The following is a 16,514-nucleotide window of genomic DNA, read 5'->3' as shown; positions in this document are numbered from 1 at the left end:
TTACATTGGGGATGAGGACTATAATGAAAGCTATGAAAACCTTCTCATAATACCCTCGTTTAGCATACAATAGCCCCTAACATGTGTCAATCTGTTTAAAGTTAAAAAACTTTTTATACTTTACGTCTCCACAGAATGTTCACATTTTCACCTATAATTGTATACAAATTGACCGAATATCAAAAAACTGGATAAAAAAAGAACCCCTTTATTTTGGGGTTTTCTTTTTTATTTTGTTCCAAACATGCGGTCTCCCGCGTCTCCGAGACCTGGAACAATATAGCCTTTTTCGTTTAATTTTTCATCAAGCGCCGCGATGTAAATATCAACGTCCGAATGATGCTTCTGCAATTCTTCCACACCCTCCGGCGCTGCTACAAGACACATGAAACGGATATTTTTCGCACCGCGTTTTTTGAGGCTGTGAATGGCTTCAACTGCGGAACCGCCTGTAGCGAGCATCGGGTCAACCACGATGAATTCACGCTCTTCCACATCAGAAGGAAGCTTGACATAGTATTCCACGGGTTTTAAGGTTTCAGGATCACGGTAAAGGCCGACATGCCCCACTTTTGCAGCGGGAATCAGCTTTAAAATGCCGTCAACCATTCCCAATCCTGCTCTTAGGATAGGAACCACTCCGAGTTTTTTCCCTGAGATGACTTTCGATTTTGCAGCCTGAACCGGTGTATTGATGTCCACTTCTTCCAAAGGAAGATCGCGGGTAATTTCAAATGCCATAAGTGTGGCTACTTCATCTACTAACTCTCTAAAATCCTTCGTACCTGTATTTTCATTCCGTATATATGTCAGCTTGTGCTGAATTAAAGGATGATCAAATACATAAACCTTTCCCATACTGTGTTTCAGCTCCTTTTTTATTGTCCCATCAACAATTACACACTTCTATTGATTCTACAAAAAAAGACATTGAGTTTCAAGAACATCGTCAAAAAACCCGCCGGGCATAAGCGCCATGCGGGTTTTTTGGATCTTAATAATCTAATTCTTTATATAAAGGAAATTTATCAGTCAGAGCAGCTACACGCTGTCTTGCTTCTTCAAGTTTCCCTTCATCTTCGTGGTTTTTCAATGCAAGCGCAATGATAGCGCCGACTTCTTCCAATGCGTCTCCGTCAAAACCGCGGCTGGTTACAGCAGCTGTACCAAGACGGATACCGCTTGTAACGAAAGGTTTTTCAGGATCGTATGGAATCGCGTTTTTGTTAGATGTAATACCGATTTCATCAAGTACGTGCTCTGCAACCTTACCAGTCAGTCCGAGAGAACGAAGGTCAACAAGGATAAGGTGGTTGTCAGTTCCGCCTGAAACAAGCTGGATGCCCTCTTTCGTTAACGCTTCAGCCAAACGTTTCGCGTTTGAAATGACGTTTTGTGCATATGTTTTGAAATCGTCCTGCAATACTTCGCCGAATGAAACAGCTTTTGCGGCAATAACGTGCATCAGCGGGCCGCCTTGAATGCCAGGGAAGATTGATTTATCAATTTTCTTGCCAAACTCTTCACGGCAAAGGATCATACCGCCGCGAGGACCGCGAAGTGTTTTATGTGTTGTTGTTGTAACGAAATCAGCATAAGGAACCGGGTTTGGATGAAGGCCTGCCGCAACAAGTCCTGCGATATGCGCCATATCCACCATGAAGTAAGCGCCGACTTCATCAGCAATTTCACGGAATTTCTTAAAGTCGATTGTACGAGGATACGCACTTGCTCCTGCTACGATAAGCTTCGGTTTATGAGCGAGGGCTTTTTCACGCACGTCATCGTAATCAATATATTGAGTTTCTTTATCTACGCCGTACTCAACAAAGTTATATTGAACACCGCTGAAGTTGACTGGGCTTCCGTGTGTTAAATGGCCGCCGTGGGAGAGGTTCATCCCAAGTACAGTATCGCCTTGCTCCAAAATCGTGAAATACACTGCCATATTTGCTTGTGCGCCTGAATGCGGCTGAACGTTTACATGCTCCGCTCCAAAGATTTCCTTCGCGCGGTCACGAGCGATATCTTCAGCGACATCGACGTGCTCGCATCCGCCGTAGTAGCGTTTGCCCGGATATCCTTCTGCGTATTTATTTGTCAAAACAGATCCTTGTGCTTCCATAACCGCTTCACTTACAAAGTTCTCAGAAGCAATCAATTCGATCTTAGTCTGTTGGCGTTCACGCTCATTTTTAATGGCGTTAAACACTTGTTCGTCTTGCGCAGGTAAATGTTTCATCAGCGAGATCCTCTCCTATCCGTATCCTGTTCTTTGTTTTTACCATCACTATTGTACATGGTTTTTAAGGCCGATGTAAAAGATTATTTTTAAAAAATCTAAATTTTTATTGGTAAAAACGAATAATGATAACTTAAATTTAATTTAAAGTTCGGAATTTATATCACTGTCTTAAAATAAAAGAAAAGACTGGCCATGCAGTCCTTTCATTCGCAATCATAAACCGCCCGCACTCCGCCGATTAGTTTCGGCCGTGTACGCGCTAATGTCACATGGGCTGAACCGAGGCTGTTTTGAGAGACACGCACAGGGACAGCCACCGGCTTCAGATGCATGCCGATAAACGTATCGCCTATATCGATTCCTGCGTCAGCCTGAATGGTTTCAACAAGAACGGGAGACTTCATCTGTTTAAACGCATAAGACGCCATCGCGCCTCCTGCTTTTGGAACGGGCACGGCAGAAACGGTTGGAAGCCTGAACAGCCGGGCCGTGTCTGATTCGACAACAAGCGCTCTGTTCAAATGCTCGCAGCATTGAAACGCGAGATGGATTCCCGTTTTTTCCCGAAGCTCGGCAAGTCCGCTGTAGATGCTTTCTGCAATGTCTACACTCCCCGATGTGCCGATCCGGCTGCCAGCCACTTCACTCGTGCTGCATCCAAGGACGAAAAGCTGATCTTGTTTCAATTCAGCCTGTTCCTGAAACTCAGACAGCATCGCCTGCCACGTTTGTTTCATCTCATTCATTAAACAGCACCCCTACAGGTTTTTCTCTTCATAATCTGAGATTTTTCCAATACGCGTTTGGTGTCTTCCTCCGGTAAACTCAGTGGTCAGCCAGATTTTTGCGATTTCCCGAGCCAAACCAGGGCCGATCACCCGTTCACCCATCGCAAGGATGTTTGTGTCATTATGCTCCCTCGTCGCCTTGGCGCTGAAGGTATCGTGCGCCAGCGCGCAGCGAATCCCTTTTACTTTATTTGCGGAAATGCTCATACCGATGCCTGTCCCGCAAATTAAAATTCCTCTGTCAACTTCGCCGCTAACCACTTTTTCGGCCACCGGAAAAGCATAATCCGGATAATCGACAGAACCGCTGCCGCAGTCGCAGCCCATATCAATATATTCAATTTGCAATTCGTCCATTAAATCTTTGATTTCATTTCGAATGTGAACGCCGCCATGATCCGATGCAATGGCTACTTTCATCTGCTTTTCCTCCCAGCGTGTGTGATGCGGCCCGCCCGCTTTATTGAACGCGCAGCCTGTCCGCTCTTTGATTCACACCATATGATGTGCTTTTCACTATATTCTACTCCTTCACGCAGGATTTGCAAATGACCTGTTTGCAGATATTCTGGCAACTTACCTGCCTTCTTTTTTCAGCTGTTTTGCCAGCTGCCGAAGAAGTTCTTCAAGCTCATCTCGCGTTTGTTTATAGATGTCAATTGAGCCGCCGAACGGATCGATAACATCCCCATGGCTGCCTGTGACATATTCTTTTAATGTAAACACTTTATCACGATAACGTCCAAATTGGCTGGCAATGATCTGTTTGTGCTGATGGGTCATAGCCAGAACCAAATCTGCCGATTCCATATGTTCTTCAGTTAATGGAGAAGACACATGATTAAGGGCAATGTGTTTTTCAAACAGCGCTTCGACTGCATGAGGCGTCGCTCTCCCATTAGGCGAAGCAAACACGCCTGCCGAGCGGACACTGACATTCAGCCCTTCCGTTTCTGCAATTGATTTAAAAAGCGCCTCAGCCATTGGGCTGCGGCACGTATTTCCAGTACAGACAAAAATAATATCCATGTCAGCCACCCCTTATTTTTCTCTATTATATATGAAGAAAAAAGAAACGGCGACTTCGTTTCTTTTATTGGTATATTAAATTGGCAATAGCAGCTTTAGGCCGAATACGATTAATATGATGCCCCCGAGCGCTTCGCTGTATGTGCCAAGCCATGACTGCACTTGTTTCCCGATCAGCAGGCCCAGCCATGTCAGCATCATGCTGAACAGCCCGAACAAAGTAATTGTGAGGAGCGGATGCGAGCCGTATATCCCCAAGCTCAAGCCGACGGAAAAGCTGTCAAGGCTGACGCCGACGGCAAACAGCAATAAGCCCGGCCCTGCCGGCGACATCAATCGTTCTTCTGACTGTTTAAAAGAAGCCATAAGCATTTGAACCCCAAGAACAAAAAGCAGCGCCCCTCCGATATAAACCGCTAACACGCCGAGGAGCCCTGACAGCATGTTACCGGCCGCCATCCCCGCGAGAGGCATGATAACGTGAAAAAGGCCGATGATGAAACCGATATAGAATATCTGCTTCTTTCTGAGTTTGACCATGCCCATTCCAAGGCCGACAGAAAAAGCATCCATCCCTAAAGCAAACGCCATGATGCTTAATGTCATCAGTTCGCCTATAAACAAATCCGACATACATAAATAACCCCCTTGGACACGCCCCGCTTTTTTAGCCTATGCGTGTCCAAAAAGGGTTAGAACATCCGACTGCTTTCAGCGAATCACTCTTCCTCCGGCGGCTTTCATCAGCCTGTTCATAATGGCGAGACCGACACCTGTGTCCGGAAAGGATTCCGAGATAATAACATCCACATTATTCTCATCAAAGCTGCGTAAAGCATCATACAGCCCTGCCGCAACAGTCTCAAGCTGAGCACGTCTTCCGCAGCTCTTTACATAATCAGCGGAATAAACGCTCGCGTTTTCTTCTGTCGTCAGGACACCGACTCGTTTTCCACCCTGTTGATATTCTTGAATGAGGTGCTGCATGCGCTCTGGGCTGCCTTCGCAAATGGCAAGCGGCGCTGTCGGCGCATAATGTGTATATTTCATCCCTGGAGAAATCGGCTTCTCATTTTGGTCGCTGAGCCCTTTATCCACATGGATCGGTCCGATCACCATTTCAATTTGTTCCTTCGTAATGCCGCCCGGGCGCAGGAGAACAGGGACGTCGCCCTCACATGAAAGCACGGTTGATTCGACTCCGATTCCGGTAGGGCCTCCATCCATAATACCGGCTATGCGGCCATCCAAGTCGTGAGCCACATGCTCCGCTTTTGTAGGACTTGGCTTGCCTGATAGATTGGCGCTCGGTGCTGCAATCGGCAGTCCCGATTCACGAATCAATGCAAGGGCAAGCGGATGATCCGGCATTCTAATAGCAACTGTTTCAAGACCTGCCGTTACACGAGGTGAAAGCGCACCGGGTTTGCAAGGCAAAATGAGCGTAAGTGCTCCCGGCCAAAACCGCTTCATCAATGTTTTCGCCTTTTCAGGCGCTTGGCCCGTTAAATCCTCAAGCTGACTGATATCCGCAATGTGGACAATCAAGGGATTATCGCTCGGCCGCCCTTTTGCCTCATATATTTTTTGGACGGCATCCGTATTTTTCGCGTTTGCGCCTAGGCCATATACCGTTTCTGTCGGAAAGGCAACGACCTCATTTTCTCGAAGCAAAGCGGCTGCTTGTGCAATTTGTGGATCATTTGTGGATAACTCGTCAGTTACATCCACAAACCATCTTTTCGTTTTCATTTCTGACCAAACTCCTTATTCACAACAATAAAACGATTGTTTTACGCGTGTAATCCTTTTGAAAGTATAAAAGATGTCCTGTAATAAAACAAGCGTTATCCACAAATTGTGGACAACGCTAATAAAGAAGTGGATAAGTATGTGTATAAACTGCATTTATCCAGACGTTTTTTTCATCAAAACGGCCCCTTCTGTTTGCCGCGATTCACAGAAATGATCAGAAGAGAACAGTTCTTCCGGTACACTTTCAGCTCTTTCAAATCCCATGGCCGTCAGAAAGTCCGCAGAGGAATGCTGATTCGCTACTAGATATACGGTTTTGATTTGATGCTTTTCGCACAGCACCTCCATGCTTTGAAAAAGCGTGACAATATGGCCTTGGTGAAGCTTGTCCGATATGACCAGCGACCGCAGCAGCCCCTGGTCACAGCTTATTTTTTCAATTCCGAGGCAGCCGGCAATGTTTTTCTCATTGTCCTCCAGCATAAGAAATTGAGTGAAGCCTTCTTTCACGCCTTCATAGCTGGTTTTCGCCTGTTTTAAAAATTCCTCAAGCACCTCTCCGTCTTTTTCCCTTGCCACCCGCAGTTGATAAAACATCCGTTCACCCCGTTTTTCGTTCTTTCTTCAAATCTATGAGGCAAATCTATTTTTAGACCAGATGATTAGGAAAAAAGGTCGGAAATCCATTCGACTAAGAAGAATTTCACTTCTGTGCCGTCTTCCTTCTCTTCTTTCTCTTCTTTTTTTGCTTTCTCTGCTTTAGCGGTTACGTCCTCAAGCACTTTTTCAGTCTGCTTTTTTGAGGCTTCTTTATCTTCTTGCTCTTTGACGGCTTCCCCGTTAGAAAAATCGAGAAAGCAGAGGGGCGGGAACAGCACACACCACCAGTTGGCGCCGTCGCCGTTTCCAAGCGTGATCAAAATCGCTTCATACTCACCGGCTGGATAAACCATGTTGCCGTAAAGCTTTGTCGGAAATGAGATTTTGTCAAAATCAACGGATATTGACTGATTCGCTCCTTCTTTCTCCATCGTTTCCTTTGCAATCGCTTTGATTTCAGGCAGCTTTGAGCGAATCACACGACGCGCTTCTTCAATAGAAGTAATATCCTTTACCCAAGTTGTGATTTCTTTATTCACCGCATCTCTGATATGACGTTTTAATTGCTGGTCTTGATCACTATCGCTGTTTGCCAATATTCTCAAACGAATCGCCTGATCTGGTATGACCACCGGCTGATTTTCCGATTGCTGTGCCGTCTCTTCTTTCGCAAGCCCTACGAGCGCTCCGGATAATAAAAGAAAGATATATATACAAATGATTACTGTTTTTTTCATCGGTCCCCACCGTTCCTCTCCGTGCTTTGTTTCTAGCCCTATTATGGACAAGGAGAACCTGGGGTAAACGTGCAGGGTGAAAAAAATCTAGCAAGCTGTTAATCTTATTTATGGTACGATAGTGCTTTAGGAGGTTTAAGATGAAATACAATTATACAGTGCTCTTATCAGCATTCACGATGTCGGTTCTTTATTCGGTTATTTATATTCATTCATTTATTATTGCCGCTCTCATCACAATGGCATTTTATTTTCTGTTTCCTTATTTGATCTTCGCACTGCCGCTTCAAATCATGATGAATAAAAAGCCGAAACGGTTCAGCCCTTTGTACCTGCTGTATTACCTTGCCGCTGCTTTTATTGCCAACGCGATCATTTTCGGCGTGCTTCAGCCTTCGGGACAATCTCTTTTTCAAAATACAGCCTTTTATCTTTTCGCTGTATTAACAGCTCTTGTCTATTGGATATGGGACTCTGTTTTACTGCAAAAAAAGGAAGCCTAAAAGGCTTCCTTTTTTATTAAAACAAAACCGTCAGCAAATAACATAGAATGGAAGGTATCGCCGCAACAAAAAAAGCGGCTGCCATTTTTAGACGTGATGTACGGCCTTCTTTGGTTTCTGAATGGTAGTTTGCCCGCTGATCGCTTCCGCTTACAGCCAAACCCGATGTGATGATCGCGAGCCCGACTAAAACGAGAGACGCAACGCCAAAAATCGCTTCATATGAAGGAGCCTGTGAAAAAATGGTGCCAATCATGCTCTCAATCGCGATGAGCAGGATTCCTGCTGTCAGGGCCTTTTTCATGTTTACATCCCCTTTGCTGGTGTTCAACAGCTTGATCCATTCACTCGCCGGCAAGCTGCTTATTTATTTTTATGAATCAGAGCGCATATGGTTCTGTCTTTTCCATTAATATCTTTCAGCACTTCCACTTCCGCATCCTTAAACGCCTTGAGGATCAAGTCTTTGACCGCCGCCCCCTGTTTCCAGCCGATTTCAAAAACGACAAATACTTTCTCCTTCATGACAAGCGGGATGTCTTCCATAAACCGCTTATAAAATTTCAGCCCGTCTCCGCCATCGGTGAGCGCGTGCAGCGGCTCATGAAAACGGACAATTTCAGATAGATCAGCCATTTCTTCCTCTGAAATATATGGCGGGTTCGAGACAATGATATCTGCTTTTTTTCCCGCCTTAATAAAAGGCTCAAGCAGATCGCCCTGATAAAAGCGCACATTCGCTCCAAGTTTTTCTGCATTGGCAGAGGCGACTTGCAGCGCCTCTTTCGAAATATCGACTGCTGATACAGAAAAGCTTTGGTTTTCAAGCGCAAGCGTGACGGCTATCGCGCCGCTCCCTGTACCAACGTCAACGACTTCGAGCCGGTCATCTTCAGAAAAGACATTACGATATTTTTCAAGCAAATGAAGGACAACCTCTTCTGTTTCCGGCCGCGGGATCAGCACATCATCATTCACCATAAATTCCCGCCCGTAAAAAAACTCTTTTCCGATAATGTATTGCACCGGCACGCCCTCTTTATGCATCTCAACGTGACGCGTAAAGCGATACAGTTCGTCGTCGCCAATCGGTTCCTGCAAGCTGGCGAGCAGCCTGCTTCTCTCCATTCCAGTATCATAAAGCAATAGCAGCTCGGCAGCATTTTCTTCTCTTCCCGCTTCGGTTAAATAAGAAGAAGCCCATTTCAGGGCTTCGAATATCGTCTTCATCTTAACCTTCCGACTGCTGAAGCTTGCTCGCCTGATCTTCTACGATCAGTGCTTCAACCACTTCGTCAAGTTTTCCTTCAAGAATCTGATCAAGCTTTTGAATCGTCAAACCGATTCTGTGATCCGTCACACGGTTTTGCGGGAAGTTGTATGTGCGGATACGTTCAGAACGGTCACCAGATCCGACTGCTGATTTCCGTGTTTGATCATATTCAGCCTGGGCTTCCTGCTGAAATTTATCATAGATTCTGGCACGAAGAACCTTCATTGCTTTTTCTTTGTTCTTGATTTGAGATTTTTCATCCTGGCATGATACAACAACACCTGTCGGCAAGTGCGTCAGACGAACGGCAGACATTGTTGTGTTGACGCTTTGTCCGCCCGGTCCGCTTGAAGCAAACGTATCGACGCGGATATCCTTCTCATGGATGTCAACCTCTACCTCTTCCGCCTCAGGAAGACAAGCTACCGTTGCAGTGGATGTATGGATACGTCCGCCCGATTCTGTTTCCGGAACACGCTGTACGCGGTGGGCGCCGTTTTCATATTTGAGTTTAGAATATGCGCCGCTTCCCGTAATCATAAAGATGATCTCTTTGTAGCCGCCTGTTCCGGTTACATTCGCTTCCATGACCTCTGTCTTCCAGCCTTGAAGCTCAGCGTAACGGGAATACATTCTGTACAGGTTGCCAGCGAATAAAGCGGCTTCCTCGCCTCCCGCAGCTCCGCGAATCTCCATGATAACGTTTTTGTCGTCATTAGGATCTTTCGGGATCAGGAGCACTTTCAAGCGTTCTGACAGTGTTTCCGTTTCCTTCTGAAGTTCAGAAATCTCTTCCTTCACCATGTCGCGCATCTCAGCGTCCAGCTTCTCTTCAAGCATTGCTTTTGCATCAGCCAGCTGTTCTGACGCATCTCTGTATTGTCTATATACGTCAACTGTTTCTTGTATATCAGATTGCTCTTTTGAATATTCTCTCAGCTTTTTCGGATCGTTGACTACTTCTGGATCGCTTAAAAGCTCATTTAATTTTTCGTATCGTTCTTCGATTGATTTTAAACGGTCTAACACGGTCTTCACCTCTGTTTTCCTGTGCGTAACATTCTCATTATAGTATAGTGATTAACCCCAGTCAAAAGCATTTCAATCCCAGCTTTAAAAGCCTCCTCTGCTATACTGGGAATCGAGGAGGGATATTGTTGCTGAAATCCATACATCATATTGCAATCATATGTTCAGATTACGAAAAGTCGAAAGCTTTCTACGTACATAAGCTTGGTTTTCAGGTGATTCAAGAAACGTACCGCGAAGAGCGCGGCTCCTATAAGCTTGATTTGTCGCTTAACGGCTCGTATGCCATTGAACTGTTCTCGTTTCCCGACCCGCCCGAACGCCAAACCCGGCCTGAAGCCGCAGGCCTGCGTCACCTCGCCTTTACAGTCAGCAGCTTGGATGAGGCGGTTCAGGCGCTTCATGAAAAAGGAATTGAAACAGAGCCAATCAGAAAAGATCCGCTGACCGGCAAGCGTTTCACCTTCTTTTTTGATCCTGACCAGCTTCCATTAGAACTGTATGAACAATAATATTTTTTGAAGAAAAAAAGGAGATACCCACTTTCTTTGCCGAATCTTTTCTTGTTTTGTCTAACGGGAAGGGAACCGCATTCTATGGTCGAATACCTAGCTAAAAAGGAGGTATGGGATCATGAATACAAATATGGTAGCAAGTGAACTCGGCGTCTCCGCAAAAACGGTGCAGCGGTGGGTGAAGCAGCTGAATCTCCCGGCCGAACGCAATGAGCTCGGACATTATTCGTTCACGGCAGAAGACGTGAAGGTTCTAAAATCTGTTCAAAAACAAATCTCTGAAGGCACGGCGATTCAGGATATTCATCTGCCGAAAAGCGCTAAAAAGCGCACAGGCTTCCTTGTCCAAAAAACAAATGGCGACACAGAACGAAGAATCGAGCAGCTTGAACAAAAGCTGGACACCCTTTTACAGCAAAGGCAGGACGAAAACGAACTGATAGCAAGGATTTCGGAGCTGGAACGCCAGCTGAAACAAAAAGCCGATGAAGGTGTATCTTACCAGCTGCTTCAGCACCGCAGAGAAATTGATGATATTCTTGTAGACCTGCAATCACTGACCTCACAAATGAGAGAATTCACCGCTCAGCCGATCCCCGAGACCGCTGCTGCTTCTGAAAAAACCAAAACAAGAAAAAAACCGCTGCTGTCACTGTTCAAATTTCAAACCTAAAGCAAAAAGCTCCCCGTAAAGGGAGCTTTTTTTGTTACGCAGTAAGCGCGATAATGATTGGAAGTGAAATCAAAGACAGAATCGCACTGACCACAAACGCAGTCGCAGTTTCTTCTTCTTGTTTCTCGAAACGAGTCGCAATCATGGCTGCAACGGCAGAACCAGGGAATGCAACAAGAAGGATCGCTTTTGTCATTTGGTCAGCTGGAAGTCCGACTGCAAGAGCAATCAGGAACATTAACGCAGGCTGAACCGCAACTTTTAGTAACGCAATACCGATAGCCGGCATACTGAGTTTAATTTTACGAATACCAACGGTAACACCGACAGCAAAGAGAGCAACACCAGATGTTGTGCTTCCAAGCTGATCGAGCATTTTAACACCCAGCTCAGGAAGAGTGAAGTTGAACACCAACACTAAGATCATACTGATTAACGGAGCAGCTGCAAGCGGCTCACAAAGACCATGCAGGATTGATTTTCCTGTCATCTTCCAGAAGCTGTCGCCGCCCTCTTCGTTTTTCTTAGAAGTCTCACCTACAGTAGCAACAATGATCGCGAGCGGATCAAGAATCGCGTTTACCACGATACCTGTGACCGCGATCGGAATCGCAACTTCATTCGCTCCGAATAAGCTTCCCAATACAGGAATACCCATAAACGCGAATGTCGGCTGTGCAGAGTTCAAAGAAAATACAGATGAGTTCGTTAAATCATACTTGAAAATAAATCTGCAAACCAAAAGAATGATGATGTAGAAACCAACAATCCCAATAATTAAAGAAATCATTAAAGGAACTTGTGATAAAAATTCACTTCTGGAAGTTGTCAAAATACCAGCGATAAAGTGAGCTGGAAGTGCGTATTTCGTTACTAACGTACTTACCCCTTTTGCCGACTTGGCATCATAACTTCCAAAATGTCCTGCAAACCAACCCAGCACGATAACAAAGAAGATCGGCGCCAGGAGGATTAAGATATCTAAGATGCTCAAAATATTCTCCTCCAAATCCTATGTCCGTATACTTTAGCTTTACAAAAAGCTTTCCCTCGGACAGAAAAATTTACTCGCTAATTATTTCGCGATGATTTTTTTGTATTCCGGTGTCCACATTGCATCAAGAACCGCTTGTTTCACATCTTCAGGCTGACGATTTGCCACGCCATCTTTAATTGCTGCTTCAGCAACGGCAATCGCAACTTGAATAGAAACCTCTTGAAGCTTATCAATGCTTGGAAGCAACCCTGCTCCGGGTGTTTCAAGATCAACCATTTCAGCAATCGCATCAGCAGTTGCAGCAAACATAGCAGGCGTAATGATACGCGCTTCAGCTACAATTGAACCAAGTCCAAGACCAGGGAACGCGAATGCGTTGTTAGATTGTCCGATTTCATAAGAAACACCGTTGTATTCTACATTGTCAAATGGGCTTCCTGTTGCAATAAGCACTTTTCCGTCAGTCCATTTGAACAGGTCTTCAGGAACTGCTTCAGCAAGGTGAGTCGGGTTAGACATCGGCATGATAACCGGACGGTCTACGTGAGATGCCATTTCTTTTACAATTTCCTCTGTGAACGCACCTGAAACCCCTGAAGTGCCAATCAAGATCGTTGGTTTCGCTTGGCGAACCACTTCATCGAATGGAATTTGACCTTTTTCATCGCGCTTCCAGTCTTTCACTTCATCCGCATTGCGAAGGTAAGGTTTTTGGAAATCAAGGATGCCTTCGATGTCTTCAGTCAGCAAGCCTCTGTAATCAAGTGTGTAGAAACGTTTGTTAGCTTCTTCTTCAGACAATCCGGCAAGCACCATTGTGTCACGGATTTGGTCAGCAATACCGATACCGGCAGAACCAGCACCGAAAATAACAACACGCTGATCTTTAATAGAAGCGCCTGTTTTCTTCATAGCGGCAAGCACACCAGCAAGTGTAATCGCGCCAGTACCTTGAATATCATCATTAAATGTCAGGATTTCATGATTGTATTTCTTCATGATATTGCGTGCATTTTTGTTGCCAAGGTCTTCCCAGTGAAGAAGCGCTTTAGGGAAGAATTTCAATGCAGCTTTTACATAAGCGTCAATGAAAGCTTCATAGCGTTCACCTTGAACACGTTCATGCTTGTTCCCAATATATAAAGGATCGTTTAGAAGTTTTTCGTTGTTCGTACCGACATCAAGCACAACCGGAATAACACGGCTAGGGTCAATACCAGCTGCAGCAGTGTAAACAGCTAATTTACCGATTGCGATGTTAATACCGCCTACACCCCAGTCACCGATACCGAGAATGCTTTCAGAGTCAGTAGCAACGATAAGATCAATATCGCCTGCTGTCGCATGAAGGTTTTCAAACGCTTTTTCAATACCGTCAATGTTGTCGATTGACAAGTAGATTCCTTGAGGTCTTCTATATTCATGGCTGTACTCCTGAATCGCTTCACCAACTGTTGGTGTGTACACAACAGGAAGCATTTCGCGAAGATGGTTTTGCAGCAATTTATAGAAAAGAACTTCATTGCGGTTTGCAAGATCACTTAAGTAAACATTTTGACGAAGGCGGTCAGGCTGCGCTTGGAACTGCTCGTACGCGCGTTGTGCTTGTTGATCAAGAGAAAGTACAGTTGGCGGAAGAAGCCCTTCTAAGCCAAGTTCTTGTCTTTCTTCTAGTGAAAAAGCAACGCCTTTATTTAAAGTAGGAATAGATAAAACTTCTTTTCCTCTAAGAGTTGTTTCTAAGTGCCCTTCTTTGGTTTTTTTTATGTTATTCAAGCAAATCTCCTTCTTTCTTGAAATAGTTAACCAAGTTAAGTAATAACCCATCTAAAATATGACCGATCATGATCTTTATGCGACTTTGTGACAATTATTCGAACAATGTCTCAAAACTATTTACATTACGTAAGCTATTGTATGCCTGTCAAAATCAAAATTCAAGGGAAGAAAATTACTTAATTTTTTAATATACTTAATTAAATTTTTTAATTGAATATTATCAGAATATAAAAAAAACACCGGTGTTTTCAGCCGGTGCTTTCTATCTTTATACCCATGTTTTGGACTATTTTTTAGATTTTCCTGGGACTTCGTGATGATGTCTGCATCTGGCTTCATACGATTCAGAGGCACCAACCAAAATGACCGGATCATCGTAAGAAGCAGGTTTGCCGTCAATGAGGCGCTGTGTTCTGCTCGCCGGTGATCCGCAGACAGAACAAACGGCTTGCAGCTTTGTCACACTTTCTGCAATCGCCATAATATTCGGCACGACGCCGAACGGCTCTCCCCTAAAATCCATATCGAGGCCCGCTGCTATCACACGGTAGCCTTTGTCGGCAAGAGATGATAAAACCTCAACAATTTCCTGATCAAAAAACTGCACTTCATCAACCGCAATCACATCTGTACTTTCACTGATGTGATCCCAAATGTCAGCAGCAGACGAAATGGCGTAGCTCGTCATTGATGTTCCATTATGGGAGACAACAGCAGCTTCGCTGTATCGATTATCAATCACAGGCTTAAATACCCTGACTTCCTGCTTGGCGTAAGTCGCTCTCTTCACTCTTCTGATCAGCTCTTCAGATTTACCCGAGAACATGCTGCCGCAAATCAGCTCAAGCCACCCGCTTTGTTTCATTATGTACATAGGCTTCGCTCCCCTCTCTCTGCCAGCTGTGCTTTAGACAATATAAAAAACAGGCAAGATTGCTTCTTGCCTGTTGAGAAATCTATTATTACTTAAGACCGTATTTTTTGTTAAAGCGATCAACACGACCATCAGCAGAAGCGAATTTTTGACGACCAGTGTAGAATGGGTGGCATTCAGAGCAAATCTCAACGCGTACCTCTTCTTTTACTGAGCCTGTTTCAAATTCATTTCCGCAAGCGCATTTAACTGTTGCTTTTTTGAAATTAGGATGAATTCCTGCTTTCATTGTATCCATCTCCTTCCGCCCTGAATCCCGTGTGGAAACAGAGTTATTATTTCGGAGCGTTGTCCGAAACGCATATGAGAAAATTATATCAGTGATTTACTTCTTTTGCAAATACAATTTATCTTCTTGCAGATGATAGATTTGCCTGTTTCCATTCTTGATTGAGAATATCGAAAAATTCCTGGTTTGTTTTGGTCTTTTTCATTTTTCTCATGAATTTTTCGGCGAAATCAGGTGAATCAGACATCGTTTTGCGGATCGACCATAGACGATCAAGATGCTCTTTAGGCACAAGCAGCTCTTCTTTGCGCGTTCCAGAACGGCGGATATCAATGGCAGGGAAGATGCGGCGCTCTGCCAGAGAGCGGTCAAGGTGAAGCTCCATGTTGCCTGTTCCCTTGAATTCCTCATAAATGACATCATCCATACGTGATCCTGTATCAACAAGAGCCGTAGCAAGGATGGTTAAGCTGCCGCCTTCTTCGATATTTCTCGCAGCCCCGAAGAAGCGTTTCGGACGGTGGAACGCCGCTGGGTCAATCCCCCCAGAGAGCGTTCTTCCGCTTGGCGGAATCACTAAGTTGTAGGCGCGGGCAAGCCGAGTGATACTATCCATCAGGATGATGACGTCTTTTTTATGTTCAACGAGACGCATCGCGCGCTCAAGCACAAGCTCGGCCACTTTGATATGGTTTTCCGGCACTTCATCAAACGTTGAGCTGACGACATCCCCAGCTACAGAACGCTCGATATCGGTTACTTCCTCAGGTCTTTCATCAATTAAAAGCACGATTAGCTCTGCTTCAGGCTGGTTCGCTGTAATGCTGTTGGCAATTTCCTTCAGCAGCATCGTTTTTCCGGCTTTCGGCGGCGCCACAATCAATCCGCGCTGTCCAAATCCGACCGGCGCCATCATGTCCATAATTCTTGTAGACAAGAAGTTCGGCTTTGTTTCAAGCACCATTTGGCGATCTGGATAAAGTGGCGTAAGAGCAGGGAAATGCACACGCTCTTTTGCTGATTCGGGATCATCCCCGTTCACTGCTTCAACGTGCAAAAGTCCATAGTAACGTTCATTTTCTTTTGGAGGGCGAACCTTGCCGGATACTTTGTCTCCGTTCCGCAAATCGAAACGGCGGATTTGTGAAGCTGAGATGTAAATATCTTCTGAGCTTGGAGAGTAGTTGATCGGTCTCAGGAAGCCGAAACCTTCAGACTGGATGATCTCAAGAACGCCTTCCATAAACAACAGGTCTTCCTGTTCTGCATTCGCTTTCAGAATGGCGAAAATGAGTTCTTTTTTTGTCAGTTTACTGTAATAGGAGATTTTATAATGTCTTGCAAGTTCATAAAGCTCTTTCAATTTCATATTTTCCAATGAGGAAATAGATACGTCTTTCATAAAAACACCACGCTTTTCATAGTCAA

Annotated in this window: 20 protein-coding genes; 3 read left to right on the top strand and 17 right to left on the bottom strand. The window is 44.9% G+C overall.

Annotated features, from left to right (window positions below; genetic code table 11):
* Positions 1 to 228 precede the first annotated feature (228 nt).
* From upp to spoIIR, 9 genes are all read right to left on the bottom strand, one after another.
* Positions 229 to 858, bottom strand: coding sequence for a uracil phosphoribosyltransferase (gene upp, locus NZD81_RS13580; RefSeq protein WP_003227670.1), 630 nt, complete (start codon positions 856 to 858; stop codon positions 229 to 231).
* A 136-nt stretch (positions 859 to 994) separates the two neighbouring features.
* Positions 995 to 2,242: a serine hydroxymethyltransferase gene (gene glyA / locus NZD81_RS13575; protein ID WP_014665721.1), complete on the bottom strand. Its 1,248-nt coding sequence runs from the start codon at positions 2,240 to 2,242 to the stop codon at positions 995 to 997.
* 206 nt (positions 2,243 to 2,448) lie between these two features.
* Positions 2,449 to 2,991, bottom strand: a complete 543-nt coding sequence (locus NZD81_RS13570) for a TIGR01440 family protein (RefSeq protein WP_282373757.1) — start codon at positions 2,989 to 2,991, stop codon at positions 2,449 to 2,451.
* A 12-nt stretch (positions 2,992 to 3,003) separates the two neighbouring features.
* Complete coding sequence (gene rpiB, locus NZD81_RS13565; protein ID WP_014665723.1) at positions 3,004 to 3,453, bottom strand: ribose 5-phosphate isomerase B; 450 nt, start codon at positions 3,451 to 3,453, stop codon at positions 3,004 to 3,006.
* A 156-nt stretch (positions 3,454 to 3,609) separates the two neighbouring features.
* Positions 3,610 to 4,062 carry a protein arginine phosphatase PrpB gene (prpB, locus tag NZD81_RS13560; RefSeq protein ID WP_040081549.1) on the bottom strand — a complete coding sequence of 151 codons (453 nt, stop codon included), beginning with the start codon at positions 4,060 to 4,062 and terminating at the stop codon, positions 3,610 to 3,612.
* Between the two features lie 75 nt (positions 4,063 to 4,137).
* The gene (locus tag NZD81_RS13555) at positions 4,138 to 4,695 is read right to left on the bottom strand and encodes a manganese efflux pump MntP (RefSeq protein ID WP_040081548.1); all 558 of its coding nucleotides are present in this window, start codon (positions 4,693 to 4,695) and stop codon (positions 4,138 to 4,140) included.
* 78 nt (positions 4,696 to 4,773) lie between these two features.
* Positions 4,774 to 5,814 (bottom strand): L-threonylcarbamoyladenylate synthase, encoded by a 1,041-nt coding sequence (locus NZD81_RS13550; RefSeq protein ID WP_282373758.1) that lies wholly within the window; start codon positions 5,812 to 5,814, stop codon positions 4,774 to 4,776.
* Between the two features lie 156 nt (positions 5,815 to 5,970).
* Positions 5,971 to 6,414, bottom strand: a complete 444-nt coding sequence (locus NZD81_RS13545) for a GNAT family N-acetyltransferase (protein ID WP_071581761.1) — start codon at positions 6,412 to 6,414, stop codon at positions 5,971 to 5,973.
* Between the two features lie 65 nt (positions 6,415 to 6,479).
* A complete protein-coding gene (gene spoIIR / locus NZD81_RS13540) occupies positions 6,480 to 7,154 on the bottom strand; it encodes a stage II sporulation protein R (protein WP_040081545.1) in 675 nt (224 codons plus the stop codon).
* 140 nt (positions 7,155 to 7,294) lie between these two features.
* Between spoIIR and NZD81_RS13535 the strand changes: the two genes are divergently transcribed.
* The gene (locus NZD81_RS13535; RefSeq protein ID WP_147772647.1) at positions 7,295 to 7,657 is read left to right on the top strand and encodes a UPF0715 family protein; all 363 of its coding nucleotides are present in this window, start codon (positions 7,295 to 7,297) and stop codon (positions 7,655 to 7,657) included.
* A gap of 16 nt (positions 7,658 to 7,673) precedes the next feature.
* Here the strand turns inward: NZD81_RS13535 and NZD81_RS13530 are convergent, their stop codons facing one another.
* The 3 genes from NZD81_RS13530 to prfA are packed head-to-tail and all read right to left on the bottom strand — an operon-like array spanning position 7,674 to position 9,959.
* Positions 7,674 to 7,961, bottom strand: coding sequence for a DUF5316 family protein (locus tag NZD81_RS13530; RefSeq protein ID WP_014665731.1), 288 nt, complete (start codon positions 7,959 to 7,961; stop codon positions 7,674 to 7,676).
* Positions 7,962 to 8,020: 59 nt separating this feature from the next.
* Positions 8,021 to 8,887: a peptide chain release factor N(5)-glutamine methyltransferase gene (prmC, locus tag NZD81_RS13525; RefSeq protein ID WP_040081543.1), complete on the bottom strand. Its 867-nt coding sequence runs from the start codon at positions 8,885 to 8,887 to the stop codon at positions 8,021 to 8,023.
* Position 8,888: 1 nt separating this feature from the next.
* On the bottom strand, positions 8,889 to 9,959 hold the full coding sequence (gene prfA / locus NZD81_RS13520; RefSeq protein WP_003227645.1) for a peptide chain release factor 1: 1,071 nt from the start codon (positions 9,957 to 9,959) through the stop codon (positions 8,889 to 8,891).
* A gap of 125 nt (positions 9,960 to 10,084) precedes the next feature.
* Here prfA and gloA2 point away from each other — a divergent pair, with 125 nt between their 5' ends.
* Positions 10,085 to 10,471: an SMU1112c/YaeR family gloxylase I-like metalloprotein gene (gloA2, locus tag NZD81_RS13515; protein ID WP_095432241.1), complete on the top strand. Its 387-nt coding sequence runs from the start codon at positions 10,085 to 10,087 to the stop codon at positions 10,469 to 10,471.
* 121 nt (positions 10,472 to 10,592) lie between these two features.
* On the top strand, positions 10,593 to 11,147 hold the full coding sequence (racA, locus tag NZD81_RS13510; RefSeq protein WP_040081541.1) for a chromosome-anchoring protein RacA: 555 nt from the start codon (positions 10,593 to 10,595) through the stop codon (positions 11,145 to 11,147).
* Between the two features lie 34 nt (positions 11,148 to 11,181).
* On the opposite strand, the gene NZD81_RS13505 is transcribed toward racA, so the two are convergent.
* The 5 genes from NZD81_RS13505 to rho form a co-directional block, all read right to left on the bottom strand.
* Positions 11,182 to 12,141 (bottom strand): AEC family transporter, encoded by a 960-nt coding sequence (locus NZD81_RS13505; protein ID WP_014478268.1) that lies wholly within the window; start codon positions 12,139 to 12,141, stop codon positions 11,182 to 11,184.
* Between the two features lie 81 nt (positions 12,142 to 12,222).
* Complete coding sequence (malS, locus tag NZD81_RS13500; protein ID WP_040081540.1) at positions 12,223 to 13,920, bottom strand: oxaloacetate-decarboxylating malate dehydrogenase; 1,698 nt, start codon at positions 13,918 to 13,920, stop codon at positions 12,223 to 12,225.
* A gap of 289 nt (positions 13,921 to 14,209) precedes the next feature.
* Positions 14,210 to 14,797 (bottom strand): thymidine kinase, encoded by a 588-nt coding sequence (locus NZD81_RS13495; RefSeq protein ID WP_014478269.1) that lies wholly within the window; start codon positions 14,795 to 14,797, stop codon positions 14,210 to 14,212.
* Between the two features lie 88 nt (positions 14,798 to 14,885).
* Positions 14,886 to 15,086, bottom strand: a complete 201-nt coding sequence (rpmE, locus tag NZD81_RS13490) for a 50S ribosomal protein L31 (RefSeq protein ID WP_003151132.1) — start codon at positions 15,084 to 15,086, stop codon at positions 14,886 to 14,888.
* 118 nt (positions 15,087 to 15,204) lie between these two features.
* Positions 15,205 to 16,488 carry a transcription termination factor Rho gene (gene rho / locus NZD81_RS13485; protein ID WP_003221939.1) on the bottom strand — a complete coding sequence of 428 codons (1,284 nt, stop codon included), beginning with the start codon at positions 16,486 to 16,488 and terminating at the stop codon, positions 15,205 to 15,207.
* Positions 16,489 to 16,514: the final 26 nt, after the last annotated feature.

It is taken from the genome of Bacillus sp. B.PNR1, from assembly GCF_030386235.1.
In the GTDB taxonomy this organism is placed as follows: Bacteria; Bacillota; Bacilli; order Bacillales; family Bacillaceae; genus Bacillus; species Bacillus stercoris.
Note: the sequence above shows the minus strand (reverse complement) of the source record. Positions and strands in the feature narration are given on the sequence as shown.